The following is a 23908-nucleotide window of genomic DNA, read 5'->3' on the forward strand; positions in this document are numbered from 1 at the left end:
AGCCGACCCCTCGCGCTACCAGGCCATGTTGATGGCCCGCTCGAAGTTGACGTAACCGGCGCGGGCGAAGGCCTTCGCCATGGGTACGTTGCCAAGGTCGGTGGCCGCGCGGATGCGTGGGACGTCCTCGGCGGCCAGGGTTCGGGTGCCTTCGGCGAGGAGGCCGTCGACGTACCCGTGGCCCCGGTGCTCCGGAACGACGCCGAGGTAGGCGATCACCGGGTGGTAGGCGTTGCGGGCCGGAACGACGAACCCGACGGGCTCGCCGTTCTCGCCCAACGTGCCGATGCGCCACCACTCACGGGGGCTGGAGTACGTGGCGAGTTCCTGCTCGTAGTGCTTGAGCGCGGCCTCGTGGGGCGACATCTGCGCCAGGTCGGTACGGCTGTGCGCGTCCAGGGTCCCGTCCAGCGCGCGGGTCATCAGCGCGACCAACTCGTCGGTGTCCAGGGCCGGGCGGAAGACCAGTCGCCGGTCGGGCGTGGGCAGGCCGGCCGCGGGGCGCCACTCCAGGCGCAGGCGTTCGACAGTCAGCCGCGCGCCGGCGCTCTCGAGGACGCCCATCCTGGTACGCACCGCCCGGTAGGTGTCCGGGTTCTCGCGCCAGTCCGCCGGGATGAAACGGCCGTATTCGGGAGGGACCGCGCCGGGGGTCAGGACCTGCTTCGCGGCGGTCTCGTACAGCGCCTGTGCCACCTCGGTCAGGTCCTCGGCGGTGTCGTCGACGTCGAGGATGTCCAGCAGCAGCGGAGTGTCGTCGCCGCTGCGGCCCCACCAGGCGACCCTGGCCAGCAGTCGGTCGCCGCGCACTGCCACCCACATCCACTCCGGTCGGCGGCGCTTGTCGGCAAGGTCGTCGTCGAGCTCGTGATTGATGGTGTACGGCAGGCGGTTGAACAGGGCGATCTCGTCCGGCCCGGTGATGGGACGGATCGTGACGGTGTCAAGGGAGGTGCTCATGCGGACTCGTTTCCGGTCTGTGTGCGCGTGTAGGTGAGGAAGAGAGCGCCACTGTCCAGAACTGTGTGGTCGGTCAGGCGCCAGGTGCGTGGTGCAAAGACGGCGTCACGGCCGAAGAGCGGGATGCCGGCGCCAATGGTCAACGGGGCGAGCTTGATGATCAGCTGGTCGATCTCGGGGTAGAGGGCACCGGCCAGCGCGCCGCCGCCGATCACCCAGACGTCCTTGCCGTCGTGCCGCTTCAGCTCTCGTACGGTGGCAATCGGGTCTTGGCCGATGACCTCGACGGCCGGGTCCGGGCTGCTGCCCAGCGTTCGGGAGAACACCAGGTGGCGCAGGTGCGGGTACGCGTCGGTCACGCCGGCCTTCAGGCCCACCTCGTACGAGTGGCGCCCTTCCAGCACCGTGTCGAACCGGCTGCCCTGGTCGGTGATGCCGAACGCCTGCCGGGCCGGACCGGGAAGCGTCTCCGGATATTCGCCGACGAGGTGGTGCAGGTAGTCGTCCGGGATGGGCCAGAACCCGCCGGGGCCGGTCGGGTCGGCGCCGTCGGGGCCGGCGATGAAGCCGTCCAGGGTGGTGGCGATGTAATACACGAGCTTGCGCACGACGATCTCCTCGTTCAGGCTGCCGGATGCTGTTCGGCGGCAACGTCCATCAGCCTGCCCGGCGAGGCGCCGGGCTACAAGATCACGACTGGTAACGTGCCATAACCCTTCGCTAATGGGTGGATCGGGAACAGCACATGGAACTCCGCGACATCGAGATCTTTCTGACCCTGGCGGAGGAACTGCACTTCACCCGCACCGCCGAGCGGCTGCACGTGACCCAGGCCCGGGTCAGCCAGGCGATCAAGAAGCAGGAACGCCGGATCGGCGCCGCGCTGTTCGAGCGGAACAACAGGCAGGTGGCACTCACACCGATCGGCCAACGGCTCTTCGACGACATTCAGCCCATGTACCGAGGACTGCACGAGGGCATGGACCGGGCCAGGCTCGCCGCCCGCGGCAAGACCGGTGTGCTGCGGGTCGGGTCGATCGCCGTCAACCTCCACGATTTCCGCGAGTTGTTCGACGGGTTCGCCAAGGACCACCCTGATTGCGAGGTGCAGCTCCGGCACGTCGACTTCGGCGATCCCTTCGGTCGGCTGCGCGCCGGTGACATCGACGTGCAGATCGTGTGGCTGCCCGTCAAGGAGCCGGACCTCACCGTCGGCCCGGTGATCTACACCGAACCCATCGTGCTGGCCGTCGGGGCGACCCACCGGCTGGCCGGCCGGAAATCGATCTCCTACGAGGATCTGGCGGACGAGACGGTCATGGGCGGGGCCCGGCCGGACTACTGGCGGGAGATCCTGGTGCCCGTACGCACACCCAGCGGACGGTTGATTCCGATCGGCCCGTCGGTCTCCAACTTCCAGGAGATGATCCCGATCCTCGTCACCGGCGAAGCCGTCTCGCCTGTGCACGCCCAGGCCGCCCGCTACTACGCGCGGCCGGACATCGCCTACGTGCCCATCCACGACGCCCCGCCGGGCCGGTGGGGGCTGATCTGGCGTACCGGCGGCGAGACGGAACTCATCCGCTCCTTCGCCGGCATCGCGCAGGGTCTCCACCCCGTCGAATAGCCCGCCGCGTCGGCGGGCCAGGTGACCACAGCACGCCATGACCGGCGCTGTCCGCTATTCGGCGCCGGCGATGATCGCGCCGCCGACCGTGTCCACGTACCACCGCTGGTACTGCTCGATCGCCCATCCGCGTTGCCGGACGAGCCAGTCGAAGTTGCGGACGTCCTGGGCCAGCCAGAGGATGTCGGCCACCTGATCGACGCCCAGGTCGGGGCGTACGCCTCCCGTGCCGACGAGTTCGGCGGCGAACATGGCCATGCCGCGGCGGCGGTCGTCGACGTTCTTGCGCCAGATCTCGGCGGCATCCGGATCGGCAGTGGCGGCACCGGCCAGCGCGAGCATCACCTGGGCCTGCCGGGCGTTGACCTCGGCCAGGTGACGGGCGTAGCGGGCGAGCTTGGCCCGGGGGTCGGTGAGGGCGCGGATCTCGGCGACGAAGGGCCGGTCCGGCAGGGCCACCGGTTCGTCGTCGCCGGCCAGCGTGACGTCGACCAGTTGGGAGAGCAGTTGCCGCTTGCTGCCGAACACCGCGTACAGGGTCTGGACCGCGACGCCGGCTTCCACGGCGACGGCGGTCAGCGGTGTGGCCGCGTAGCCCGGGTCGACGAACAGCCGGCCAGCCGCTTCGAGGATCGCCCGCCGGGTCTGTCGGGCCTGCTCCTGTCGCCGGGATGAGTCATATCGCCGCTTGACAACCACTGTCCGAGTGTAGTGCTCTATTGGATAGAGGCTCACTCTATCGAGAGGGGACGGCCATGCCGTTCGGTGTGTTGCAGGAGATGCCCGGCGTCAGCGAGGCGGAATACCGGCAGGTGGAACGACACCTCGGACCGGACCGACCGCCGGGCCTCCTCGCCCATGTCGCCGGGCCGACGGAGGACGGCTGGCGGATCATCAACGTCTGGCAGGACGAGGCGGCGTTCCGCCGGTTCCAGTCCGAACGGCTGGTCCGGGCTGCTGGCCTGGCGGCACAGGAGGACGGCTTCGACCCGACGAAGGCGGCTCACTTCCGCTCGATGAGCGTCGACGGCGCCGAGATGCCGTTCTGATGGCCGACACCGCCGCCTTGCGGTCCCGCAATGCCGCCTTCTGGGCGGGCGCGGCAGCTGGCTGGATTCGCCACGCCGATCGGCAGGACGAGACCGGTCGACCGCTGGGAGCGGCGGCCATGGATCGACTCGCCGCACGACCCGCCGAGCGAATCCTCGACGTGGGCTGCGGCTGCGGCGGCACCACTGCCGAGATCGCCGCCGCAGTCGGCGAGACCGGCACGGCGATCGGCGTCGACATCGCCGAGGCGATGGTGACCGCCGCTCGGCAGCGGTACCCGGGCACTCGGTTCCACCTTGCCGACATCGAGACTCTCGAAGTCGTGCCGGGGGCGCCGTTCGACGCGGCGTTCTCGCGGATGACGCTGATGCTGTTGGCGGATCCGGTTGCCGGCTGCACCACGATCCGGCGATCGCTACGCCCGGGAGGGCGCCTCGCCGCGACCGTCTTCCGCGACGGCGGCGTCAACCAGTGGCTGTCCGCCGCGATGCTCGGCGCGGCACCACACCTCGGGCCGCTACCACCGCTACCGGTCGGTGACGAGCCCGGTCCGTTCGCGTTCGCCGACCCCGCGCGCCTCACCCGCGTCCTCACCACCGCCGGCTTCACCGCCGTCACGATCACACAGTGCAATGTCGCCTTGGAGACCACGGACGACGCCGACGCGGTGGCCGAATGGCTCATCGAGGTCGGCCCGGCCGGTGCCGCGTACCGGGCGGCCCCGCCGGCCGGACAGGCCGCGGCCCGAGCGGGGGCCGCCCGGCTGCTCGACCGGTTCCGTGAGCCTGGCGCCGGCTACCGACTTCCCGCCGGTCTCTGGCTCGTCACCGCGAACGCCGCCGGAACCCCCACCCACCACGAACTCCGTGAGGACAAAAGCCAATGAGTACGTTCCGACCGCTCGCACCAACCCTCTGCCTCGTGCTCGCCCTGACCGCTTGCACCGAGGCCGACGCGCCCGAGAAGGCTGCGGCGCCAGACACGACACGATCGACCAGCGCGGCCGGTTCCGCTCCGGCCGAGGGCTCCCCGGTGTCGGCGAAGGACGTGTGCGCCTACCTGGACGGCCAGGTGCCGACGCTCAAGGGGATCGGGTCCGAGACGGGCGCGATGGCCAACCTCACAGTGAACCTCTATTCCTGGTACGAGAAGCAGGGCCCCGTACCCAACGGCCGTGACATCGACGACCAGACCCGCCAGGAATGCCCGGCGACCCGGACCGAGGTGCTGAAACTCGCCGGCATGGAGAGCTTCGAGCGGCTGTAGCCGCCGCGAAAGCGACACCAGATCACCGGACGACGGCCGTCAGTGCCCCAGCTGCTTCTCGAACCAGTGGTGGGCGTAGCGCTCGGTGTTGTACGCCTCGATCTCCCGGTAACCGGTCGCCCGGTACAGGGCGATCGCCTCGGTGAGGTTGCGGTTGGTGTCCAGCCGGACCGCTGTGGCACCCCGCTCGGCGGCGTACCGTTCCAGCTCGCCCAGCAGCCGCCGCCCGACACCGAGCCCGCGTACGGTGTCGGCCACCCACACGCGTTTGATCTCGGCGGGCGCGTCGGTGTGGAGTTTGACAGCGCCGCAGCCGATCGGTTCGGTGTTGAGGGTGGCGAGCAGGAGCACCCCGTTGGGCGGGACGAGCGCTTCGTCGTGGACCGGGTTGCTCAGTGTGGTGTCGAACCCGTCGTCGAATCGTCGCGCGATGTCGCGGGCGTAGGCCCGCAGACACGCGCGGGCTCGCGGGTCGCTCGGCGGGCATGGCTCGATGACGACCATCGAGCCGATGAGCAGCCGTTCGACCTCGGCCATGGCGGTGACGAGTCGTTCGCGGCGGTGTTCGGTGAGCGGTTCGAGGATCGAGGCGGCGAGATCGTCCGACCGCCGGTCGAGGTCGGCCCACTGGGTCCGGCCGGCGTCGGTGAGCGTGGCGACGCGTACCCGGCCGTCGGCGCCGGTCTGGTCGGCCGGTCCGACGGCGATGAGGCCGTCGTTCTCCAGTGTGCGCAGGAGTCGGCTGAGATATCCGGAGTCCAGGCCGAGCCGGGCCCGCAGCGCGGCGACCTCGGCACCGGCGGGGCCGATCTCCCAGAGCAGGCGGGCCTGCCCCAGCGGGCGCCCCTGGGCCATGTACTCGTCGTCGAGCGCACCCACCCGTTGGGTGACCGTCCGGTTGAACCGCCGCACGGCGGCGATGAGAGCCGAGTCCATATGCCTGACTTTAGTCAGGCTTCTCTACTAGGCGCCAGCTCGGTGGCGGTAGGACCGGAAGCCGGCATGGTCCAGGACTACCACCACGAGCACCACCCCGGTGGCGACCGCACTGACCGCCAACAGCGGCAGCCGCACGACGGCCGCCGCTCCGGCCAGCACGACCAGGGCGGCGACCCGGGGCCAGGAGAGTCGCCGGTGGATCGCCGCCGAGAAGAGAATCCGCCCGACGAGAAACAGCAACGGGCCGCTCAGGATGACCAGGACCGCAGTGCGGTCACCGGTGCGCTGAGGGTGGGCGATGCTCAGCTCGGCGCCGACGGCGGTGACCACCAGCCCGGCGATCATCACCAGATGCAGGTATCCGGTGATGACCCCGAGTCGGGACGGGTCGGCGTGCTCGATGGCCGGGCCGAGGCGCTGGCCGGCAGGCGTGACGTAGAGCAGACCGATCAGCACCGCGGCGGCGAAGACCAACAGGAACGCGGCGGTCTGCGGGAGGGCGAGGTCGCTTTCGGCGTACGAGAGGCCGGCCACCAGGACGAGCTCGCCGAGCGCAATGATCATGATTTGTTGGTACCGCTCGGCGAAGTGCTCACCGGCAAGATGCAACTCCTGCGGCTCGGTCCGTCCCATCACTGGAGTGGGCCAGCCCAGTCGTGGGCCGGTGAGATCGATGGCGAGGGCGAGCAACCAGAGCGGCACCCGCCACTCCGGCAGAAACCCACCGGCCAACCACGGTACGGCCGAGACGCTGAACCAGCAGAGGATGCGCAGCGCCCGCCTCTGCCGCGGGTGACCTCGTAGCGCGAGAACGGTGAACACACCCCGGGCGACATGCACCGAGACGTACGCGCCGGCGAAGAGCAGGCCCCGCCCGTCCAACGCCTGCGGAATCGCCACCCCGGCCAGCAGGCTGCCCAGCGCGGCACCGACCAGCAGCCACCGAACCGCCGGGCTCTCCGGGTCGTACCAGTCCGCGAACCAGGTGGTGGTCACCCAGATCCACCAGACGCCGGTCAACAGCAGTGCGGTGTGCAGCGCGCCGGCCACGGTGAGGTCGTGCAGCAGGTGGGCGGCCAGCTGACTGAGGGCGAGTACGAACGCCAGATCGAAGAACAGCTCCAGGAACGACGCGCTCAGCGGCGAGTCACCGCCCCGCAGCAGCCGTTCGGGTCTGCTCGCCATCGGCGCTCCTCCCGCTGGCGCACGCCCTGCGTCCGTCGTACCACCCGAGGCCGGCCACCGGAGGCGAAAGCGAGCTCAGCGGCGGACGCCGACCCCCGCGTACCCGTGGGCGTCCACGGTCTCCGGCTCGCCGTCCGGTCGCCACCGGGTGGTGGCGACCAGGCCGGGTTCCACCAGGTCGTACCCGGCGAAGAAGCGTGCCGTCTCGGCGCGCGTCCGGGGCACCAGCGGTGCGCTGCTGTTGCGGTAGACCGCCTGGCCGCGCTCGGCCAGCTCCGGCGAGATGCCGTCCAACGTCAGATGGGACAGCACCAGGTGACTGCCGGGCACCGTGGCGTCGCGCAGCCGGGCGATCGCCCCCCACGGGTCGTCCTGGTCCGGCACGAAGTGCAGCACCGCGAGGAGCAGCACCGCCACCGGCTGGTCCAGGTCGAGAGTGGCCCGCACGTCCGGGTGGGCCAGCAGCTCGTCCGGCCGCCGCAGGTCGCCCTGAACGACAGCGGTGGCGGGTACGCCAGTCAGCAACTGCCGGGCGTACCCGACGGCCACCTCGTCGTAGTCGACGTAGACCACCCGCGCGTCGGGCGCCACGGCCCGTACCACCTCGTGCACGGCGTCCTGGGTGGGCAGCCCGGCGCCAATGTCCAGGAACTGGCGTACGCCCTGCTCGGCGGCGTACCGGACGGCTCGGCGCAGGAAGTGCCGGTTGGTCTGCGCGGCGACCCCGGTCTCCGGGAAGATCTCCAGCACCCGGTCGGCGGCGGCCCGGTCGGCCGGGAAGTTGTGGCTGCCCCCGAGGAAGTAGTCGTACATGCGGGCGACGTTGGGTCTGGTGGTGACGTCAGGTGCCTGCTGATCGGTCATGCGGGATCCCTTCGCGGCGGGCGCGGAACTCGATGTCTAGCACCCGCGGCGACGACCCGCTGACCCCTCGTGTCGTTGATCCGGCTGCGCCCATGGTCACCGCTGACCACGGTGGGGGCACCGACTCAACGAGGAGGGACGCCGATGACCGCTCAGCGCGAGACAGTGCAGGTCGACCACGACCTGTTCCGCGCCGTGTACGACTCGCCCGCATCACTGCCCGGCCGACACCGCTGGACCACCCCCGAGTCGGACGTCCGGCGGCTGGAGAAACTGCTCGGCATGCCGGCGCGCAGCATCGGCGCCCCGCTCTGGGTCAGCGGCGACGAACCCGACTGCCCGAAGTGCCGCCGGCGGGTCACCTGGTACGACATCGTCTCGTCGGCGCTCTCCGGCCTGCACGACAAGGCCATGATCGCCACGGTCATCCTGGGCGAGCGCAAGTACGTCAACACCGAGATCCCGGATGCCATCGCCGGGGTGCGCTGCTCCGACTGTCACACGGCGATCGACGGTCTGCGCAGCTTCAAGTGCCACAACTGGGCGTACGCCTTCGAGGCGCTGGAGGCCGTCCGCGAGCGGATGGCCGGCGGTCCCGCCCCGACCTGAGCTGGAGCCCGCGCCAACCTGAGCCGCGGCGACCCCTGAGCCGGTCGGGGCGGCTCAGTCGGCCGAGCGGCGGGTGGGGCGGCGGCCGGGCGGGGAGGGCGGCTCCGGGCCAGGGTCGGGCACCGGCGGCATCGGCCGGGTGACCGGCTCGGCGCCGGTGATCCGCAGCGACTCGCCGTGGTGCCACAGCTCGACCTCGGCGTCCGCGCCGGCGTCGGGCAGCTCGTAGCGGGCCTCGGCCCGAGTCAACGTGACCCGCAGCCGGTGGCCGCGCCAGCGCAGGCTGAACGCCAGCCGGTCGATCCGGCGCGGCAGCCGGGGGTCGAAGGAGAGCACCCTCCGGTCGTCGCGCAGCCCACCGAAGCCCTGCACCAGCGCCAGCCACGCGCCGGCCAGCGAAGCCAGGTGCAGCCCGTCGGCGGTCTTGTCGCCCAGGTCGGCCAGGTCCTGAAGGACCGACTCGGCGAACAGGTCGTACGCCAGATCCAGGTGCCCGACCTCGGCGGCCAGCACGGCCTGGGGCGCCGCCGACAGTGACGAGTCGCGGACCGTGCGGGCCTGGTAGTAGGCCAGGTTGCGGGCCTTCTCGTCGGCGGTGAACTCACCGGGGCAGAGCTGCATGGCCAGCACCAGGTCGGCCTGCTTCACCACCTGCTTGCGGTACAGCTCCAGGTACGGGAAGTGCAGCAGCAGCGGGTAGTCGTCGTCACCGGTGTTCGCGAAGTCCCACTCGGGCTGTTCGGTGAAGCCGGCGGCCTGCTGGTGCACCCCACGCTCGCTGTCGTACGGGATGGCCATGGCGTCGGCGGCGGCCCGCCAGCCGGTCACCTCGTCGCGGTCCACGCCGAGCCGGCCGGCCAGCTCGGGATGCGCCTCGGCGGCGTCCGCCGCGCCGCGCAGATTGCGCTTCGCCATCAGGTTGGTGAACACGTTGTCGTCGACCAGCGCCGCGTACTCGTCCGGGCCGGTCACCCCGTGCAGGTGGAAGCCGCCCTCGTCCGACCAGTGGCCGAAGCCGTGCCAGAGCCGGGCGGTCTCCACCAGCAGTTCCAGCCCCGCCTCGGCCAGGAACCCCTGGTCGTCGGTGGCCGCCAGGTAGCGCAACACCGCGTCGGCGATGTCGGCGTTGACGTGCAGCGCTGCGGTGCCCGCCGGCCAGTACCCGGAGCATTCCCGGCCGCCGATGGTGCGCCACGGGAAGGTCGCGCCGGTCAACCGCAGCTCGGCGGCCCGCTCCCGCGCCTCGGGCAGGTGGGCGTGCCGCCACCTCAACGCCGAGCGGGCCACCGCCGGGGCCAGGTAGGTGAGCACCGGCAGGACGTAACTCTCGGTGTCCCAGAGGACGTGCCCGTCGTAGCCGTTGCCGGTCAACCCCTTGGCCGAGATGGTCCGGTCGGAGTCCGGGCGACCGGCCTGGATCAGGTGGAACATCGCGAACCGAACGGCCTGCTGAAGCTCCGGATCGCCGTCGAGCTGCACGTCGGCGACCTGCCACGCCGCGTCCAGTGCGGCGCGCTGGTCGGTGAGCAGTGCGTCGAAGCCGTCCGCCCGCGCCGCGTCCGCCTCGGCGGCGACCAGTGCCGCCAACTCGTCGGCGGGCGTCGCGTCGACCGCCGCCCACTCGTAGGCGGCGAACTTCGTCAGCCGCAACCGCTCCCCCGGGTGCAGGCGACCCGCCACTGTCAGCCGTATGCGGTCCGCTGTGCAGTCACCGCTGGTCGTCACGGTGCCCGGGCCCTCCAGCAGGTGACTGACCGCGACCGCGACGCGCTGGCCGCTGCGCTCGGTGCGGTGCACCAGCACGCCGTCGAGGCCTGTCGCACGGTACGTCTCGGCGGTCAGCGGGTCGGTGGGCACCGAGGCGGCCCGAGGGTCGTCCGAACGCTCCGGCACCTTCTCGTTGGCCAGCAGATCCGAGCAGACCCGCAGCTCGACGGCGGTGTCCAACGGCTCGACCTCGTACCGGACGGCGGCCACCGGGCGACGTGGCAGGGACACCAACCGGGTGCTGCGGATGCGTACACCCCGCCCGGCCGGTGAAATCCACTCGGTCTCCCGGCGCAGCACGCCGGTACGCAGGTCGAGCACCCGTTCGTGGCTGCGCAGCGTCCCGGTCCGGAGGTCCAACGGCTCGTCGTCGACCCAGAGTCGGATCAGCGCGGCGTTCGGTGCGCTGATGACGGTGTCGCTGGCCGGCGGAAACGCGTACCCCTCCTCGGGGTAGCTCAGCTCGCGCCGCTCGTGGAAGCCACTGACGTAACTGCCCGGCATCCCGCACGGGGCACCCTCGTCGAGCACCCCACGCCAGCCGATCCACCCGTTGCCCAACGCGAAGATCGACTCGGTCTCGCCGAGTCGGTCCACGTCGGCCTCCGTACGCCGGATCCGCCAGGTCTCGTCGTCCGCCGCGGCGGTGGACTGCTGTTGATCGGTGGCCGAACCGGTCTGCACGAGGCCTCCTGTCGATGTCGACGTCCTGCGACAGCCAACCAGAGCCGGCTGTGCGAACCCTGGACGAAGGTCCGACGGACCACCCGACCTTCGACAGCAGCGATGCCCTCTGGCGCGTTCGTAGGGTGTGCCCAAGGTGAACAGGGTATGAACGTGAAGTGAGGTGATGCATGCTCGACAACGGCAGCATGGACGTTCCGGAGATCAGCGCCGAGTGGTACGACGACGTCGTCGACGCCGCCGCCGGCAGCCCAGAGCCGGTGCAGTGGTTCGTCGGACACGCCACCGAGGGGGTGATCCTGCTCCTCGGCGCGCTGCTGGTGATGGCCGCGCTGAGCCGCCGGTCCGGCGGTCCGCACGACCGGGCACTCGCCCTGATCGCGCCGGTGCCGGCCCTCCTGGCGTACGTGGGCAGCGAGTTCTTCAAGACCGTGGTGGACGAGGATCGCCCCTGCCGGACCATCGGTCGGGAGATCATCGCGGGTGCCTGCCCACCGCCGGGCGACTGGTCGTTCCCCAGCAACCACGCCACCATCGCCGGCGCGCTGGCGGTCACCACGTTGCTGCTCTCCCGCCGACTGGGCCTGGTCGCGCTGCCCCTGGCCGCGCTCGGCGCCTTCTCCCGGGTCTTCGTGGGCGTGCACTACCCGCACGACGTGATCGCGGGTGTGTTGTTCGGCGCTCTAGTCGCCGTGGTGGTCACCCCGTTGCTGGCCCGCCCGACCAGCGAGGTGCTCCGCCGCCGCGCCAACCGTCCCGACAGGCCGGTCGCCAAACTGGCCAGCCGCTCCCGCCCCTGACCACCGACGCCCGATGCCGGCGGGGCGGCGGGTCAGGTAGCCAGTAGGAGGGCGGCCGTCGTGCCGAGCAGCAGGAACGGGCCGAAGGGCAGGTGGGTGCTCCAGTTGGCGCGGCGGGTGGCCAGCAGGGCCAGACTCACCAGGGCGGAGAGCCCGAAGGTGAGCATCAGCCCGAGCAGCAGCACCGGCCAGCCGTACCACCCGAGCAGCGCGCCGACGCTGAGCGCCAGCTTGGCGTCGCCCAGCCCGAAGCCGCGGCGGCCGAGCAGCAGGGCGGTGCTGGCGAAGAAGAGCGCCAGCCCGGCGCCGCCGATGACGGCTCGCAGCCAGTGCCCCGGGTCGGCGTCGAGCGCGGCCACGCCGAGCAGCAGCCAGGTCCCGGCTGCCGCGGGCAGTGTGAGCCGGTCCGGCAACCGGTGCACGGCCAGGTCGACGAGGATCGCCGGGATGGTCCAGCCGAGCCACCAGATCAGCGCCGGCAGCGCCCCGCCCGGCGGACCGGCGAACGCCAGCAGCACCGCCGCCGCGAGCACTACCAGTTCGACGGTGGCCGGCGGTGGGCCGACCCGGGCGCGGCACCGACCGCACCGGGCTGCCGGGCCCAGTGCCGGCCAGGGGCGGGTCAGGCCGACCGGCGCGCCGCAGGCGTCGCAGCCGGTCCGGCTGGGCAGACCCGGGGGTACGGCGTAGCGCAGCGCGGCCAACCGCATCAGCGGGCTGATCGCGAGGATCGCGAACACCGTCGAGACCCGGGTGCGTGCCACCGCCGGTCGTTCGCTCGGCGGAGTGGGGGTTGCCTGGCCTGCGGGTGCCGTCGTAGCACCGGACGGCGGGGGTGCCGGGCTCCGATCGGGTGGGTCTTCCCGACCGGGGATGGCCGCCGGGGGGCCGGTCAGCGCCATGTCGCCTCCTTTGCGGCCAACTGCTCCCCCGCGACGGTGAACACGGATCGTGATTGAGCACTCGCTGCGGTGTAGCGGATGGCGCAGAAAGCGACCTGCCGACCAGCGCCCGCGCTGGCGCTTTCGACCGTTTCCGAGTCCGGCGGGCCGTGGGACGAGGTCGCCCGCCGACACTGTGACGACGTCGGTCGAATGCCGGGTAGAGACCGCGATGTCCCACTCCCGCGACCGGTGGCGCGACTCCGGTGAACCCATCCGGCCCGGCGACGCCCCATCAATAACGACAGTTTGCTAGCCCATTGCCCCGGGAGCAGTGTTGACACCCGCCACCACCACCTGTCATCACGCTGAGTGTTCGCTTGAATTGCCTCTGTTGCATCGGCGAGCGTCAGCCTATGCTCGCCCCTTGGGTGTGACGCAAGCCTCACCTTCACCATCGGACGACACAGGACCCCGAATTTGTAAAAGATCCGTAACGGTGAATGCAGAAGCGCAATGAACGGCTCCGGATGTGCTGATCCGGGCGCGCTTCCGCATGCCCGACGGCGGTGAACCGTCACCGCCCCGGGCGACCACGAGGAGGCTCGACGGTGCGCGGACGGCAGCTCAGAAGAGCGGCAATCTGCCTGCTGGTGGGCGTGGCGGCAATGCCGGTCACCGCCTGCGCCAGCGGACGGGAAGCGGTCGAACGGCCGACGGAAGTTCCCGACAACGGACCCCGGACCGATTCCGACGTTGAACGACGCGCTGCCGAAAAGGCGGCGCTTGACGCGTACTCCGGGTATCTCGCGGCCTCGCGCACGGCGGGCCTGCGCAGTGATCCGCGTTCGCCGGAACTGTCCCGGTTCCTCGGTGATCCACTTTTGACTCGGGTGCGGGTGTCCATTCGCGAGGCTAAGGAGCACGGCGCCATGCGTACCGGGACGTTCAAGTCCGACCCGACCGTGACCGCCGTCAGCCTGGACGCGAAGCCGGCCACCGTGGAGATCCAGGACTGCCTGGACACGACCGGCTACCGGCTGGTCTACGCCAAGGACAAGCGCTCGGTACCGGGCAGCGGTGGCGGCAGGCACCTCTCCACCGCCACCGCGACCCGTTATCCCGACGGCCGCTGGCTGATCAACTACGGCGCGACGCACCGGGACCAGCCGTGCTGAGCGGGGCCGCGACGACCCGACGGGCGCTCGCCGGGCTCGGCCTCATGCTCCTGCTGGTGGTCGGTGGGGTCCCGCCGGCCGCCGCCGCCCTCCGTGCCGACCCGGGAGCGGGCTGCCCACCCGACCAACCCGACTGCAGCGTCTGGGACGACGAGCCCGGCAATCCCGGTGACCCCGGGGGCGGCGGGGACGACGGTGGGGGCGGGGACGACGGTGGCGGTGGCGGTGGCGGCTCCTGTCAGTGGAACGGGCGGACCATCCCCTGCTACGACGAGGACCTGGGCTGGTTCAACAACGGCGACGGGTGCTACTACAAGCTGACCGAGGGGCCGGTCGCTCCCCCCGAGGGTGAGCAGTGGTACCTGCAAACCTGCAACGGCGGCGACCTGGGCGCCCAGGACGTGGTGTCGCTGGCCGACGCGCCGGCCGGCTTCGGCGCGCCGCCGGACCCGGAGGAACTGGCCCGTCGCGCCCTGGCCTCGATCAGCCTGCTGCCGGCGCGACTGAAGGTCGCCCCCCGCAAGGACATCGGTCCGGGTCTGGTTGGCCTGCCCGTGTGGATGTGGGCAACCGCAGGAAAGAACTACTTCGGCCCGATATACGCCGACGAGTCCGACCGGGGGTTGACCGTCTACATCGAGGCGAAGGTCGACCGGATCGTCTGGGACATGGGCAACGGCGAGAAGGTCACCTGCTACGACGCCGGCACCGAGTACAAGGCCACCGGCGCGCGGGCGGGTGCCACCTCCCCGGACTGCGGCTACGACAAGGGCTACCCGAAGGCAGACACCTACAAGGTCACCGCCACCACGCACTGGACGGTGAACTGGTGGACCAACAGCGACGCCACAAGGCGGGTGATCCCGCAGACCCGGAGAAGCGGCATCGTGCAGATCAGGATCAACGAACTCCAGGTGGTCACCAGATGAGCCTCGCGACGCGCAACGGGACCCCGTCGGTGGACGCACCCGTCAACCCGCCCACTGTGGTCCGCCAACGCCGGGTCCGTCCCGGGTTGCTCGGTCTCGCCGTCCTCCTGATCGCGCTGGGCGGGCTGGGCGCGGCCTTCGCTGTCACCTCCGTACGGGCCACCGGCAGCTATCTGGCGGTGGCCCGCCCGGTGGAGGTGGGCCGGGAGATCAGCGCAGCCGACCTGGTCACCGTGCAGGTCGCCGGCGGCCAGGGGTTGCGCCCGGTGCCCGCCGCACGGCTCGACGAGGTGGTCGGCAAACGGGCCGCTGTCGCGCTGCTTCCGGGCACGCTGCTCACCCTGGGGCAGGTCACCGACGACCCGCTGCTCGGCCCCGGCCAGCAGCAGATCGCCCTCGGCCTGAAGACCGCCCAGGTGCCGGCCCGCGAACTGCACCCCGGCGACAAGGTGCTGCTGGTCAGCACTCCGGACAACAATGCCGACGAAGACACGCCCGCCGCCGCCGGCACCCGGTTCGCGGCCACCGTCATCGACATGGTCAGCCCGGCCACCGACGACAAGGTCCTGTACCTGGCGCTGCTCACCCGTGACGTGCCGGCGGTGGTGGCACTCGCCGCACAGGAACGGCTCGCCGTCGTACTGACCGAGGCGGCCTGAGCATGGCGATCATCGCGCTGGTGTCCGCGAAGGGTTCGCCCGGCGTCACCACCTCGGCGCTGGCCTGCGCGCTGGCCTGGCACCGGCGGCTGGTGGTCGCCGAATGTGACCCGGCCGGCGGCTCGATCCTCGCCGGATACCTCGGCGGTCAACTGGACGGCCCGCGCGGCATCGGAGAGCTGGCCGTCGGCGAGTTGCGCGACGGCAACCTGGAGACCGCGTTCTGGTCCCAGCTGGTCGACCTGGACGCCCCCCGCCGGGAACGGCTGCTGCTGCCCGGCCTCGTCGACCCGGCCCAGAGCGGCAGCGTCACCCCGCTCTGGCAGCGCTTCGCCGACTACTTCGACGCCCTCGACCGCGGCACCCCCGGCTACGACGTTCTGGTCGACTGTGGTCGGCTACACGTGACCGGGCCCCCGTGGCCGGTGCTGCGGGCCGCCTCGGTGGTGCTGCTGGTGACCCGGGCGAACCTGCCGGACCTCTCCGGCACCCGCGCGGTGGTCACCGCCATCGAACGGGACTTCGCCGAGCACCGGGTGCCCCCGGGCACCCTGCGGCTGCTGCTGGTCGGCGAAGGGCACGGGCGGTCCGAGATCAGCCGCGCCCTGAAACTGCCGGTCATCGCACGGCTGCCGCACGATCCGCGTACCGCCGGAGTGCTCGCCCTGGGCGGGACAGTGCGGGCCGGTCGGCCGCTGATGCGCGCGGCGGCCGCGCTGGAGGTTCCGATCGGGGCGCTCCTGGAGCGGCGACGGGCCCGGTTGGCGTGGCCCGTGCAGCAGGGGGTGCCGGATGCGGTTTGAGCCGGTCTCCACCGATCCGCGCCAGCAGCCGCCGGCAGTGACCTCAACCGCGCCGCCCCTGGCCGTGCCGAACGGCCGGCACCACCAGTCCGGGCCACAGCCGCAGTCGGCGCCCACGACCAGCCCGCCGCCGGAGGCGCCGCCTCGGGCCCGGATGGACTTCCAGGTGGTCCGGGAGCTGCGCCGGGAACTCACCGAACGGCTCACCCTCTGGCAGCGCGGCCGGGAGTTCACAGTCGACGAGGAGGACACCGAGCGGGCCCGACTCGCCGTCACGGTGGTCGCCGCGTACGCGGACTCGGTGCGCCGGGCCGGCACGCCGATGGCCGCCGGCGATGAACGCCTGCTGCTCGACCAGGTGACCGCCGAGCTGGTCGGGCTCGGCCGGCTACAGACGCTGCTGGTCGACGACACCATCGAGGAGGTGCACATCCTCGGCTGCGACCAGGTACGCATCACCCGCCACGGCGGTGGGGTGGACTGGGCCGAGCCGATCGCCGACAGCGACGCCGAGCTGGTGGAGATCCTCCAGGCGGCGGCCCGTCGGGCGGGCGCGACCGAACGGTCCCTCTCCACTGTGAAGCCCACCCTCGACCTGCAACTGCCCGACGGCAGCCGGCTGGCCGCGGTGTTCCTGGTCAGCCACCGCCCGTACGCGGTGATCCGCAAGCACAACACCCTGGATGTGAGCCTCGACGACCTCGCGGGCGCCCGGGGTGACCTGGACGAGATGATCGACCCGCTGCTGCGCGACTTCCTCCGCGCGGCGATGCGCGCCGGTCTGAACATCATGGTCGCCGGGTTGGCCGGCGCCGGAAAGACCACTGTCATCCGGGCGCTGATGAACGAGATCCCGCAGGATGAGCCGTACGTGCTGCTGGAGGAGAGTCGGGAGCTGCTCCCGACCCGCCGCCGGGAGCGGCACCGGGCGGTGATGAGCTTCGAGGCCCGGGAGGGTCACGGCGAACGCGGCTTCGACGGGCGCCCAGCCGGTGAGGTGACCATCGCCGATCTGATCCCGCTATCGCTGCGGATGGGCGTCCTGCGGATCATCGTGGGCGAGGTCCGGTCCCGGGAGATCGTCCCGATGCTCCAGGCGATGACCACCAGCCGGGGGTCGATGTGCACCATCCACGCCCGTACCGCCGCCGGTGTGGGTGAACGGATCGTCGAGCTGGCCCTGGCACACGGCCGCGAGATGACAGTCGACCAGGCCCGCCGGATGGCGGGCAACGCGCTCGACCTGATCGTCTACGTCACCATCGAGGACGAGACCGCGATCGGCGGGCGGAAGCACCGGTTCGTCTCGCACGTGGAGGAGGTGATCGGGGCCGGCGAAGCCGGTCGGATCACCACCACCACTGTCTTCGGGCCGGGCCCGGACGGTCGTGCGGTCCCCCGGCACCTGCCGGAGCGGGTCCGCGACCAGTTGCTGCGGGTGGGTTACGACGCGCGGCTGCTGACCCGGTGGGTCGAGGCCGGTGCCGGTGCCTGGCGGCGGCCTCGGCAGACCCGACTGGCCCGGCGGTGACCTGATGTTGGACAGCCTGGAGTTGATCGCGGTGGTCTCCGGCGCCGCCTGTGTGGCCGGGCTGCTGCTGGCCGTGGTCGCCCTGGTCGGCACCCGTCGACCTCCCGGGCCGCGGCCGGGCAGCGGGCCGGGGCTGAGCCGACTGTGGCGCGGGCCGGGCAACACTCCGGCCGAGCAGTGGAGCTACCAGGTGCTGCTGGTCGTCGCGCTGGTAGCCGGCGCGTTGGCGTTCCTGCTGACCGGGCTGCCGGTGGTGGGTCTGCTGGTGGCGGTGGCGGTGCCCGGCACCCCGTGGCTGTTCGGAGTGGGCAAGGCCGAGCAGCGGGCCATCGCCCGGATCGAGGCGGTCGGCGAGTGGACCCGCCGACTCAAGGACGTCTCCGGCACCGGGCAGGGCCTCCAACAGTCGATCATCGGCACGATCGGCAGCGTGCCACCCGGCGTCGAGGACGAGGTACGGCTGCTCGCCGCCCGTCTCCAGGCCGGCTGGATGGCCCGCTCCGCGCTGCTGGCGTTCGCCGACGAGATCGCCGACCCGGTCTGCGACCAGGTGGTAGCGGCGCTGATCCTGCACCTGTCGGACCGGGGTGAACGGCTTGGTGACGTGCTCGGTTCGATCGCCGGCGCGGCGTCCGCGGAGGTGGCAACGCGTCGGGAGATCGAGGCCAAGCGCACCCAGCCCCGGTTCGCGGTCCGCTTCCTCACCGGGATGACGCTGGCAACCCTTGCGTACGGGCTGATCAACACCGAGTACATCAGGCCGTACGGCACACCGGTGGGTCAGCTGGTGATGGCCGCCCTCGGCGCCGCCTTCATCGGCCTGCTGGCCTGGGTGCGGTCGATGAGCCAGCCGCAACGGCCGGCCCGGTTCCTGCCGGCCCCCAACCCGGCCGAGGTGATCGCGTGAGCGCGAGGAGTGCAGCGCAGCGGAGCCCCGCAGCCGCGAGCGAAAGGCGGCTCGCATGATCGTGAACTGGCAGTTCGCCCTCGCGGTCTGCGGTGGCGCCGGGGTCGGTCTGGGTGTGTTCCTGGTGGTCCGGGAGCTCGTGCCGGCGACACCGGCGCTCGGGCCTGCGCTGCGCCGACTGCACCAGCCGCCGGGCACCGGCCGGGTGGCCACGCCCGCCTCCCGGCGGCTCGACTGGCTGACCGGGATGTCCCGCTGGTTGCGGCCGCCGCAGATGCAGCTCGCCCTGATCGGTCAGACCTCCGAGCAGTACGCGTTGTCGGTGCTGCTCTCCGCGCTGATCGGGTTGGCCACGCCGACAGTGCTCGGGGTGGTGCTGTGGGTGCTCGGCATCCCCTTCCCGGTGGTCGTTCCGGTGCTGGGCAGCCTCGGCTTGGCGCTGCTGGCCGGCCTGCTGGCGCACCGCGCCGTGCTGACCAAGGCCAACGCCGCCCGTGAAGAGTTCCGCCAGGCGGTCTGCACCTACCTCGACCTGGTGGCGTTGCAGCTCTCCGCCGCGCACGGGCCGGTGCAGTCGCTGGAGCGTGCGGCGGCGGTCTGTGACGGTTGGGTGTTCGACCGACTCCAGGAGTCGCTGCGGATCGCCCAGATGCAGATGCACGCGCCCTGGGACGAGCTGCGCGACCTCGCCGACAAGATCGGCATTCCCGAGTTGGGCGACGTCGGCGCGATCATGCGCTCCTCCGGCAGCGAGGGCGCGCAGGTGCACGAGACGCTGCGCAGCCGGGCCGACTCGCTGCGCGACCAGATCCGCACCGACAACCTGGCTCGTGCCGAGGGGATCACCAGCAAGCTCGACATCCCGGGCGCGCTGCTCGTCTTCGTGCTGCTCGGGTTCGTCCTCTATCCGTTCATCGCCCGTGTCTGACCCCTCCCCCTTGAAGGAGAACGCCATGTCCATCCTCAGCTACCTGCACGTCGTGGTGACGACGCGCCTGGCCGAGCTACGCCGTGACAGTGAGCGCGGCGACAGCCCGGTGCCCACCGCGGTGATCATCGCCGGCCTGGTCGCCGTCGCCATGGCTGTCACCGCTCTGGCCCTGACCAAGGCCAACAGTTGGATGACCGGCATCCCGAATTACACGAAGCCGTAGTAGCTGACGTGCGTCGAGCCGCGTACCCGAGGTGGAGCCGAGCGGTCACCGCCGCCCGGCGCCGCCTCGCGGCCGGCGACCGGGAGCGGGGCGCCAACCCGGTGGAACTCGCCGTGATGATGCCGCTGATCCTGGTGCTGCTCTTCGCCTCGATCCAGGTCGCGGCCGTCTTCCTCGCCCGATCCACCGCCTTGAACGCCGCGCAGAGCGGCGTCAACGCGCAGCGGACGTACCAGGCGAGCGACGGCGCCGGGGTGGACAGCGCCTCCCGCTTCCTGAGGGCCTCCGGCGGTTGGCTGGTGGGCTGGGACAGGTCCGGTCCGACGTGCGTGACCACCACGACCGACGTGACCTGCACGGTGAGCGGCCGGTCCCTGTCCGTGGTGCCGGGCGTGGACTTCGCGATTCGGCAGACTGCCCACGGCACTGTGGAGAGGGTGACCCCGCCATGACCCGTACCGCCGAGCGGGGCTCGGTCTCCATCGAGGTGGCGGTGCTGGCACCCGCGTTCATCGCGCTGATGGTGCTCGCTGGTGTGGTCGGGCGCAGCGCGGTTGCCGCGGAGGCGCTCGAAGCGGCCGCGCACGACGCCGCCCGTGCCGCCTCGATCTCCCGTAACTCCGACGTCGCCAAGGAAGAGGCGCGGGAGGCTGCCCAGAAACAGCTGGACTGGCACGGCCTGGCCTGCGCCAACGGCCTGGACCCGGAATTCAGCGGCAAGTCGCCCGACAGTGAGTCCAGCTTCGACAAGGCCTTCAGCAGCACGGTCGGCACGAACGCCACGGTGACGGTGAAGATCAGCTGTCGCGTGTCCTTCAAGGACATCACCCTCGACATCCTGCCCGGGATGGCGAGTGAACGGCTGATCTCCGCGCAGTTCACCTCCCCCCTCGACCGTTACCGGAGTCGGCAATGACGGCCACCACGTCGGCTGCCAGTCCCTCCCGGGCAGGTGAACACGGCCGGGTGAGCATCTTCCTCGCGGTGACGATGGTCGGCGTACTGGCCATCATCGGCCTCTCCTTCGACGCGGCCGGGCAGCTCCGCACCCTGCAACGCGCCCAGAACCTGGCCGCCGAGGCGGCCCGGACCGGCGGTCAGGCCATCGACCGGGCCACCGCCATCGAGGGCGGGCCGAAGCGGATCAACGAGCCGGAGGCGCGCGATGCGGTCGCCAACTACCTGGACGCCGTGAACACCGCCAGCCACACAGTCAACTTCCCCCAGGTCGACGGGGAAACCCTGATCCGGGTGACCGTCTCCATCACCTACCACCGCTCGATGATCGGACCGTTCATTCAACAGAAAACGGTCACCGTCACCGGCGAGGCGACCGCGCGTGCCATCACCGCAACACCGTAGGAAGGTAGGCAGCCATGCCCGTATCGGGTGGGTCCGTCGTACGGCGGACCGGACGGATCCTCACCGGCATCGGCGCGCTGGCCGTGCTCCTGGTGTTGCTGGTCGGCGCGCCGATCGCGCTGCTCGCCTTCGCCGGTAACCCGCTGCCCGATCACCTCCCCACGATCAGCGAGGTGGGCACCGCGCTGACCAGCCGGGACGACGGTCAGCTCTTCCTGCGGGCGTTGGCCGTGGCCGGCTGGTTCGGCTGGGCCACGTTCGCCTTCTCCGTCGTCGTCGAACTGGGCGCGCAGACCCTGCGCCGGCCGGCGCCGAAGCTGCCCGGGATGGGCCGCCAGCAGAAGGCCGCCGCCGCGCTGGTCGGCTCGGTCGCGCTGATCCTGGTCGCCAGCCCCGCCGCCGCCAGCGCCGCGGCAATCTACGGAACTCCGGTGTACGCGAGTCCGAGCGCAACGGCCGTCACCGCTCTGGCCGCGCCGACCCGCGCCGCGACGACACCGGACACGGCCGCCCCGGTGGCCCGGGGCGGCCTGCTCGGCATGGCCGGGACAGGGCTGGCCGCACGCGGCGCCTCGGCGGCGAACGACGAGGCCGCGCCGGTGTACCGGGTGGCGCGCGGCGACTACCTCGGGGAGGTGGCCGAGCGGTACCTGGACGAGTTCGGGGACTACCGACAGCTCGCCAAGCTGAACAAGCTCGACGACCCGGACCGGATCCGCCCCGGCCAACTGCTCCGACTGCCCACGGAGGCCGCCGACCAGGGGGCCCGGCAGCACGCCACCGGTCGGCTCGTCGACCGACCCGCAGCGCCGAAGCCGCCCGCGCCCCGGCCGGCGCCCGAGCGGGCCGCACCGCCGCGGGTGGCCCCGGCACCACCCAGCGGTACGGAGTCAGCGGGCCAACCACCAGCGATGACGGTCGGTGCAGCCCGGGTCGGTGCCGCCGATCGGGTGAACCGCCCGCTGGCGGTCTCCGCCGTACTGGCGGTGGCGAGCATCGTCGGCGCCCAGATCGGCGCGGTCCTGGGGCTGCGCCGCCGTCCAGCCACGGCCGGGGCGGCTCCCCGGCTGGCCGCGTCCTCCCGCACATCACGGCGCGGCGCGGGCCGAAATAGCGGTGGCGCGGGTCAAAGCGGTGGCGCGGGCCGGAGCAGCGGTGACGCGGGCCGGCGGGGCAGTGGTGGGGCGGCCGGGAGCGGTGCCGCCTGGGCTGCCAGCCGGGCGGCTGCGGCCATCGAAGCCCCGGCGACACCGCACGGCGGCGCGGCACCGAGCGGGAACGACTTCACACCTCGCGGTGTCGGGATGACGCCTACCGGCAGTGGGATCGCACCTGCCGGCGGTGGGGTCGCACCTGCCGACGGTGGCGTGACGAGAGTCATTGGCGGGATCGCACCTCCCGGCAGTGGGGTGACGCCCGCTGGCAGCGAAGTGGCACCCGCCGGAAGCGGAATGGCTTTCCCCGGCAGCACGGCGTTCCCGGGCAGCGGTATGGCTCTCTCCGGCGGCACGGCACCCCACGGCGGCGGAATGACGGGCGCCGGCCCTGGGGGCTGGGGTGGTGACGACGGCTGGGCCGGCGCTGGTGGCGAGGGCGGGCTGTTCGACGGCGGGCACGGCCTGGACTCCGTGCCCGACGGTCCGCCGGTCGGCCGACACCGACGCACCTGAGCGGCCCGCACGATCTGGTGTCTCCGCCGTCCGGCGGAGGCTCGCCGGAGGCGCGCGGGTCGGGGCAGGCCGGTCAGGGCAGGCGGGTCTGGAGCACGCCGTTCTGGATGCGGGTGGGCAGGATCTGCTGGTCGTTGCCGGACGGCCCCTGCACCACCTCACCGCCGTTGAGCCGGAAGGCGCTGCCGTGCCACGGGCAGACCACGCAGGCGTGGCCGTCGATTTCCTGCACCTCGCCCTCGCCGAGCGGCCCGCTCTGGTGCGGGCAGCGCTCCAACATCACTGTCACCTCGTCACCGTGCCGGTAGAGGATCACCGAGATGTCGTCGTCCACCTCTCGGGTGATCAGGGTGCGTTGCGGCAGCGTCGCCATGTCGGCCAGCGAGTGCCAGCCATCGGTCATCCGGTGCAGCTCGGAGACGCTCTGGTTTACCTGCGCCCCCTGCTTGTACGCGAGGTGACCCCCGATGTACGCACCAAGGCTCACAGTGGAGAGGCCGAGGAAGCCGAGGGCGCGACCCATTCCGTGGCGGCCGGACAGCCGGGCGGCCAACGAGCCGGCGTAGAGCGTCATGCCGACGGTGTTGGCGGCGGCGTGCACCAGGCCGACCCGGCGCTGGTCCCGGGCGAGTGCCGCCCAGTCGTTCAGACCGGCGACCGCCGCCGGCAGCGCGCTGACGGTGCCCAGACCGACCAGCACGGTGGCGGGCCGGCGCTGCCCGGGCATGAGGTCCAGCACCGCGGCGCTGATCCAGGCGCCGACCGGCACCTGCACCATCGCCGGGTGCAGCGGATGCCCGAGGGTCACCCCGTGCAGCAGGTCACGCAGCCGGCGTGGACGCAACGTCCCCAGGACGACCTTCTGCAACCGGTCACCCGCGCGGTCCAGCCGGGAGTCCTGCTCAACTTTCGTCAAAAGTGCTCGCACGAGTACCGACTTCCCGGCGATCGCCGTCGCAAACCGGTCGGCGGCGACAAACCTGCCGCACCAATCACCACGCCGATCTTGCAGTTCGTGCTCACATGATCCGGGGCACAAGCCGCGAACCGGCAACCCGGAGTGCAAGATCGACGGGGATTGTG

The 23908-nt window shown here is 71.6% G+C and carries 26 protein-coding genes and 1 pseudogene; 18 read left to right on the top strand and 9 right to left on the bottom strand.

Translation table 11 applies throughout. From position 1 onward, the window contains the following. Window positions 1–15: 15 nt before the first annotated feature. Together OG598_RS25755 and OG598_RS25760 are read right to left on the bottom strand one after the other, a co-directional pair. Complete coding sequence (locus OG598_RS25755) at window positions 16–960, bottom strand: GNAT family N-acetyltransferase (protein WP_328651440.1); 945 nt, start codon at window positions 958–960, stop codon at window positions 16–18. After that, the gene (locus OG598_RS25760; protein WP_328651441.1) at window positions 957–1568 is read right to left on the bottom strand and encodes a dihydrofolate reductase family protein; all 612 of its coding nucleotides are present in this window, start codon (window positions 1566–1568) and stop codon (window positions 957–959) included. The genes OG598_RS25755 and OG598_RS25760 overlap by 4 nt, the downstream gene beginning before the upstream one ends. Window positions 1569–1705: 137 nt before the next feature. Between OG598_RS25760 and OG598_RS25765 the strand changes: the two genes are divergently transcribed. Next, window positions 1706–2587 (top strand): LysR family transcriptional regulator, encoded by an 882-nt coding sequence (locus tag OG598_RS25765; RefSeq protein ID WP_328651442.1) that lies wholly within the window; start codon window positions 1706–1708, stop codon window positions 2585–2587. A gap of 54 nt (window positions 2588–2641) precedes the next feature. On the opposite strand, the gene OG598_RS25770 is transcribed toward OG598_RS25765, so the two are convergent. Then, entirely contained in the window at window positions 2642–3286 is a 645-nt protein-coding gene (locus tag OG598_RS25770) for a TetR/AcrR family transcriptional regulator (RefSeq protein ID WP_328651443.1), read from the bottom strand. Between the two features lie 56 nt (window positions 3287–3342). On the opposite strand from OG598_RS25770, the gene OG598_RS25775 reads away from it, so the two are divergent. The 3 genes from OG598_RS25775 to OG598_RS25785 are packed head-to-tail and all read left to right on the top strand — an operon-like array spanning window position 3343 to window position 4903. Continuing rightward, window positions 3343–3636, top strand: a complete 294-nt coding sequence (locus OG598_RS25775; RefSeq protein WP_328651444.1) for a hypothetical protein — start codon at window positions 3343–3345, stop codon at window positions 3634–3636. Continuing rightward, a complete protein-coding gene (locus OG598_RS25780) occupies window positions 3636–4523 on the top strand; it encodes a class I SAM-dependent methyltransferase (RefSeq protein WP_328651445.1) in 888 nt (295 codons plus the stop codon). Before OG598_RS25775 ends, OG598_RS25780 begins: the two co-directional genes overlap by 1 nt. Then, a complete protein-coding gene (locus tag OG598_RS25785; protein ID WP_328651446.1) occupies window positions 4520–4903 on the top strand; it encodes a hypothetical protein in 384 nt (127 codons plus the stop codon). Before OG598_RS25780 ends, OG598_RS25785 begins: the two co-directional genes overlap by 4 nt. A 39-nt stretch (window positions 4904–4942) precedes the next feature. Here the strand turns inward: OG598_RS25785 and OG598_RS25790 are convergent, their stop codons facing one another. From OG598_RS25790 to OG598_RS25800, 3 genes are all read right to left on the bottom strand, one after another. Then, window positions 4943–5839, bottom strand: coding sequence for a helix-turn-helix domain-containing GNAT family N-acetyltransferase (locus tag OG598_RS25790; RefSeq protein ID WP_328651447.1), 897 nt, complete (start codon window positions 5837–5839; stop codon window positions 4943–4945). Window positions 5840–5866: 27 nt separating this feature from the next. Beyond that, a complete protein-coding gene (locus OG598_RS25795; RefSeq protein WP_328651448.1) occupies window positions 5867–7027 on the bottom strand; it encodes a low temperature requirement protein A in 1161 nt (386 codons plus the stop codon). A 75-nt stretch (window positions 7028–7102) separates the two neighbouring features. Next, window positions 7103–7891: an SAM-dependent methyltransferase gene (locus tag OG598_RS25800; RefSeq protein WP_328651449.1), complete on the bottom strand. Its 789-nt coding sequence runs from the start codon at window positions 7889–7891 to the stop codon at window positions 7103–7105. Between the two features lie 144 nt (window positions 7892–8035). On the opposite strand from OG598_RS25800, the gene OG598_RS25805 reads away from it, so the two are divergent. Continuing rightward, the gene (locus OG598_RS25805) at window positions 8036–8500 is read left to right on the top strand and encodes a hypothetical protein (protein ID WP_112586282.1); all 465 of its coding nucleotides are present in this window, start codon (window positions 8036–8038) and stop codon (window positions 8498–8500) included. A gap of 54 nt (window positions 8501–8554) precedes the next feature. Here OG598_RS25805 and OG598_RS25810 read toward each other — a convergent pair whose 3' ends face one another. Beyond that, on the bottom strand, window positions 8555–10951 hold the full coding sequence (locus OG598_RS25810; RefSeq protein WP_328651450.1) for a glycoside hydrolase family 65 protein: 2397 nt from the start codon (window positions 10949–10951) through the stop codon (window positions 8555–8557). A 170-nt stretch (window positions 10952–11121) separates the two neighbouring features. Between OG598_RS25810 and OG598_RS25815 the strand changes: the two genes are divergently transcribed. Then, window positions 11122–11751 carry a phosphatase PAP2 family protein gene (locus OG598_RS25815; RefSeq protein WP_328651451.1) on the top strand — a complete coding sequence of 210 codons (630 nt, stop codon included), beginning with the start codon at window positions 11122–11124 and terminating at the stop codon, window positions 11749–11751. A gap of 32 nt (window positions 11752–11783) precedes the next feature. On the opposite strand, the gene OG598_RS25820 is transcribed toward OG598_RS25815, so the two are convergent. Continuing rightward, entirely contained in the window at window positions 11784–12461 is a 678-nt protein-coding gene (locus OG598_RS25820) for an A24 family peptidase (RefSeq protein ID WP_328655435.1), read from the bottom strand. 839 nt (window positions 12462–13300) lie between these two features. On the opposite strand from OG598_RS25820, the gene OG598_RS25825 reads away from it, so the two are divergent. From OG598_RS25825 to OG598_RS25880, 12 genes and pseudogenes are all read left to right on the top strand, one after another. After that, the gene (locus OG598_RS25825) at window positions 13301–13810 is read left to right on the top strand and encodes a hypothetical protein (protein WP_442931533.1); all 510 of its coding nucleotides are present in this window, start codon (window positions 13301–13303) and stop codon (window positions 13808–13810) included. Continuing rightward, window positions 13804–14739, top strand: coding sequence for a hypothetical protein (locus tag OG598_RS25830; RefSeq protein WP_328651453.1), 936 nt, complete (start codon window positions 13804–13806; stop codon window positions 14737–14739). The genes OG598_RS25825 and OG598_RS25830 overlap by 7 nt, the downstream gene beginning before the upstream one ends. Further along, window positions 14736–15398 carry an SAF domain-containing protein gene (locus tag OG598_RS25835; RefSeq protein WP_328651454.1) on the top strand — a complete coding sequence of 221 codons (663 nt, stop codon included), beginning with the start codon at window positions 14736–14738 and terminating at the stop codon, window positions 15396–15398. Before OG598_RS25830 ends, OG598_RS25835 begins: the two co-directional genes overlap by 4 nt. 2 nt (window positions 15399–15400) lie before the next feature. Beyond that, window positions 15401–16201: a ParA family protein gene (locus OG598_RS25840; RefSeq protein WP_328651455.1), complete on the top strand. Its 801-nt coding sequence runs from the start codon at window positions 15401–15403 to the stop codon at window positions 16199–16201. Further along, entirely contained in the window at window positions 16191–17732 is a 1542-nt protein-coding gene (locus OG598_RS25845; RefSeq protein WP_328651456.1) for a CpaF family protein, read from the top strand. The genes OG598_RS25840 and OG598_RS25845 overlap by 11 nt, the downstream gene beginning before the upstream one ends. 4 nt (window positions 17733–17736) lie before the next feature. Next, window positions 17737–18639 carry a type II secretion system F family protein gene (locus OG598_RS25850; protein WP_328651457.1) on the top strand — a complete coding sequence of 301 codons (903 nt, stop codon included), beginning with the start codon at window positions 17737–17739 and terminating at the stop codon, window positions 18637–18639. A 55-nt stretch (window positions 18640–18694) separates the two neighbouring features. Beyond that, on the top strand, window positions 18695–19567 hold the full coding sequence (locus OG598_RS25855; RefSeq protein WP_328651458.1) for a type II secretion system F family protein: 873 nt from the start codon (window positions 18695–18697) through the stop codon (window positions 19565–19567). A 25-nt stretch (window positions 19568–19592) separates the two neighbouring features. Next, window positions 19593–19793, top strand: coding sequence for a hypothetical protein (locus OG598_RS25860; protein ID WP_112677536.1), 201 nt, complete (start codon window positions 19593–19595; stop codon window positions 19791–19793). An 8-nt stretch (window positions 19794–19801) separates the two neighbouring features. Continuing rightward, a complete protein-coding gene (locus OG598_RS25865; RefSeq protein WP_328651459.1) occupies window positions 19802–20245 on the top strand; it encodes a TadE/TadG family type IV pilus assembly protein in 444 nt (147 codons plus the stop codon). Further along, a complete protein-coding gene (locus OG598_RS25870) occupies window positions 20242–20709 on the top strand; it encodes a TadE/TadG family type IV pilus assembly protein (RefSeq protein WP_328651460.1) in 468 nt (155 codons plus the stop codon). The genes OG598_RS25865 and OG598_RS25870 overlap by 4 nt, the downstream gene beginning before the upstream one ends. Continuing rightward, a complete protein-coding gene (locus tag OG598_RS25875) occupies window positions 20706–21155 on the top strand; it encodes a pilus assembly protein TadG-related protein (protein WP_328651461.1) in 450 nt (149 codons plus the stop codon). Before OG598_RS25870 ends, OG598_RS25875 begins: the two co-directional genes overlap by 4 nt. 14 nt (window positions 21156–21169) lie before the next feature. Beyond that, window positions 21170–22267, top strand: a pseudogene (locus OG598_RS25880) (LysM peptidoglycan-binding domain-containing protein); the annotation flags it as partial. Between the two features lie 631 nt (window positions 22268–22898). On the opposite strand, the gene OG598_RS25885 reads toward OG598_RS25880, so the two are convergent. Next, window positions 22899–23753: a Rieske 2Fe-2S domain-containing protein gene (locus tag OG598_RS25885; protein WP_328651462.1), complete on the bottom strand. Its 855-nt coding sequence runs from the start codon at window positions 23751–23753 to the stop codon at window positions 22899–22901. Window positions 23754–23908 lie beyond the last annotated feature (155 nt).

This window comes from Micromonospora sp. NBC_00330, assembly GCF_036136635.1.
Lineage (GTDB): Bacteria > Actinomycetota > Actinomycetes > Mycobacteriales > Micromonosporaceae > Micromonospora > Micromonospora salmantinae.

Coding starts and splice junctions, on each gene's coding strand:
- OG598_RS25755 (WP_328651440.1), bottom strand. CDS start 960: ATGAGCACCTCCCTTGACACCGTCACGATCCGTCCCATCACCGGGCCG.
- OG598_RS25765 (WP_328651442.1), top strand. CDS start 1,706: ATGGAACTCCGCGACATCGAGATCTTTCTGACCCTGGCGGAGGAACTG.
- OG598_RS25775 (WP_328651444.1), top strand. CDS start 3,343: ATGCCGTTCGGTGTGTTGCAGGAGATGCCCGGCGTCAGCGAGGCGGAA.
- OG598_RS25780 (WP_328651445.1), top strand. CDS start 3,636: ATGGCCGACACCGCCGCCTTGCGGTCCCGCAATGCCGCCTTCTGGGCG.
- OG598_RS25785 (WP_328651446.1), top strand. CDS start 4,520: ATGAGTACGTTCCGACCGCTCGCACCAACCCTCTGCCTCGTGCTCGCC.
- OG598_RS25790 (WP_328651447.1), bottom strand. CDS start 5,839: ATGGACTCGGCTCTCATCGCCGCCGTGCGGCGGTTCAACCGGACGGTC.
- OG598_RS25795 (WP_328651448.1), bottom strand. CDS start 7,027: ATGGCGAGCAGACCCGAACGGCTGCTGCGGGGCGGTGACTCGCCGCTG.
- OG598_RS25800 (WP_328651449.1), bottom strand. CDS start 7,891: ATGACCGATCAGCAGGCACCTGACGTCACCACCAGACCCAACGTCGCC.
- OG598_RS25805 (WP_112586282.1), top strand. CDS start 8,036: ATGACCGCTCAGCGCGAGACAGTGCAGGTCGACCACGACCTGTTCCGC.
- OG598_RS25815 (WP_328651451.1), top strand. CDS start 11,122: ATGCTCGACAACGGCAGCATGGACGTTCCGGAGATCAGCGCCGAGTGG.
- OG598_RS25820 (WP_328655435.1), bottom strand. CDS start 12,461: ATGCGGTTGGCCGCGCTGCGCTACGCCGTACCCCCGGGTCTGCCCAGC.
- OG598_RS25825 (WP_442931533.1), top strand. CDS start 13,301: ATGCCGGTCACCGCCTGCGCCAGCGGACGGGAAGCGGTCGAACGGCCG.
- OG598_RS25835 (WP_328651454.1), top strand. CDS start 14,736: ATGAGCCTCGCGACGCGCAACGGGACCCCGTCGGTGGACGCACCCGTC.
- OG598_RS25840 (WP_328651455.1), top strand. CDS start 15,401: ATGGCGATCATCGCGCTGGTGTCCGCGAAGGGTTCGCCCGGCGTCACC.
- OG598_RS25845 (WP_328651456.1), top strand. CDS start 16,191: ATGCGGTTTGAGCCGGTCTCCACCGATCCGCGCCAGCAGCCGCCGGCA.
- OG598_RS25850 (WP_328651457.1), top strand. CDS start 17,737: ATGTTGGACAGCCTGGAGTTGATCGCGGTGGTCTCCGGCGCCGCCTGT.
- OG598_RS25855 (WP_328651458.1), top strand. CDS start 18,695: ATGATCGTGAACTGGCAGTTCGCCCTCGCGGTCTGCGGTGGCGCCGGG.
- OG598_RS25860 (WP_112677536.1), top strand. CDS start 19,593: ATGTCCATCCTCAGCTACCTGCACGTCGTGGTGACGACGCGCCTGGCC.
- OG598_RS25870 (WP_328651460.1), top strand. CDS start 20,242: ATGACCCGTACCGCCGAGCGGGGCTCGGTCTCCATCGAGGTGGCGGTG.
- OG598_RS25875 (WP_328651461.1), top strand. CDS start 20,706: ATGACGGCCACCACGTCGGCTGCCAGTCCCTCCCGGGCAGGTGAACAC.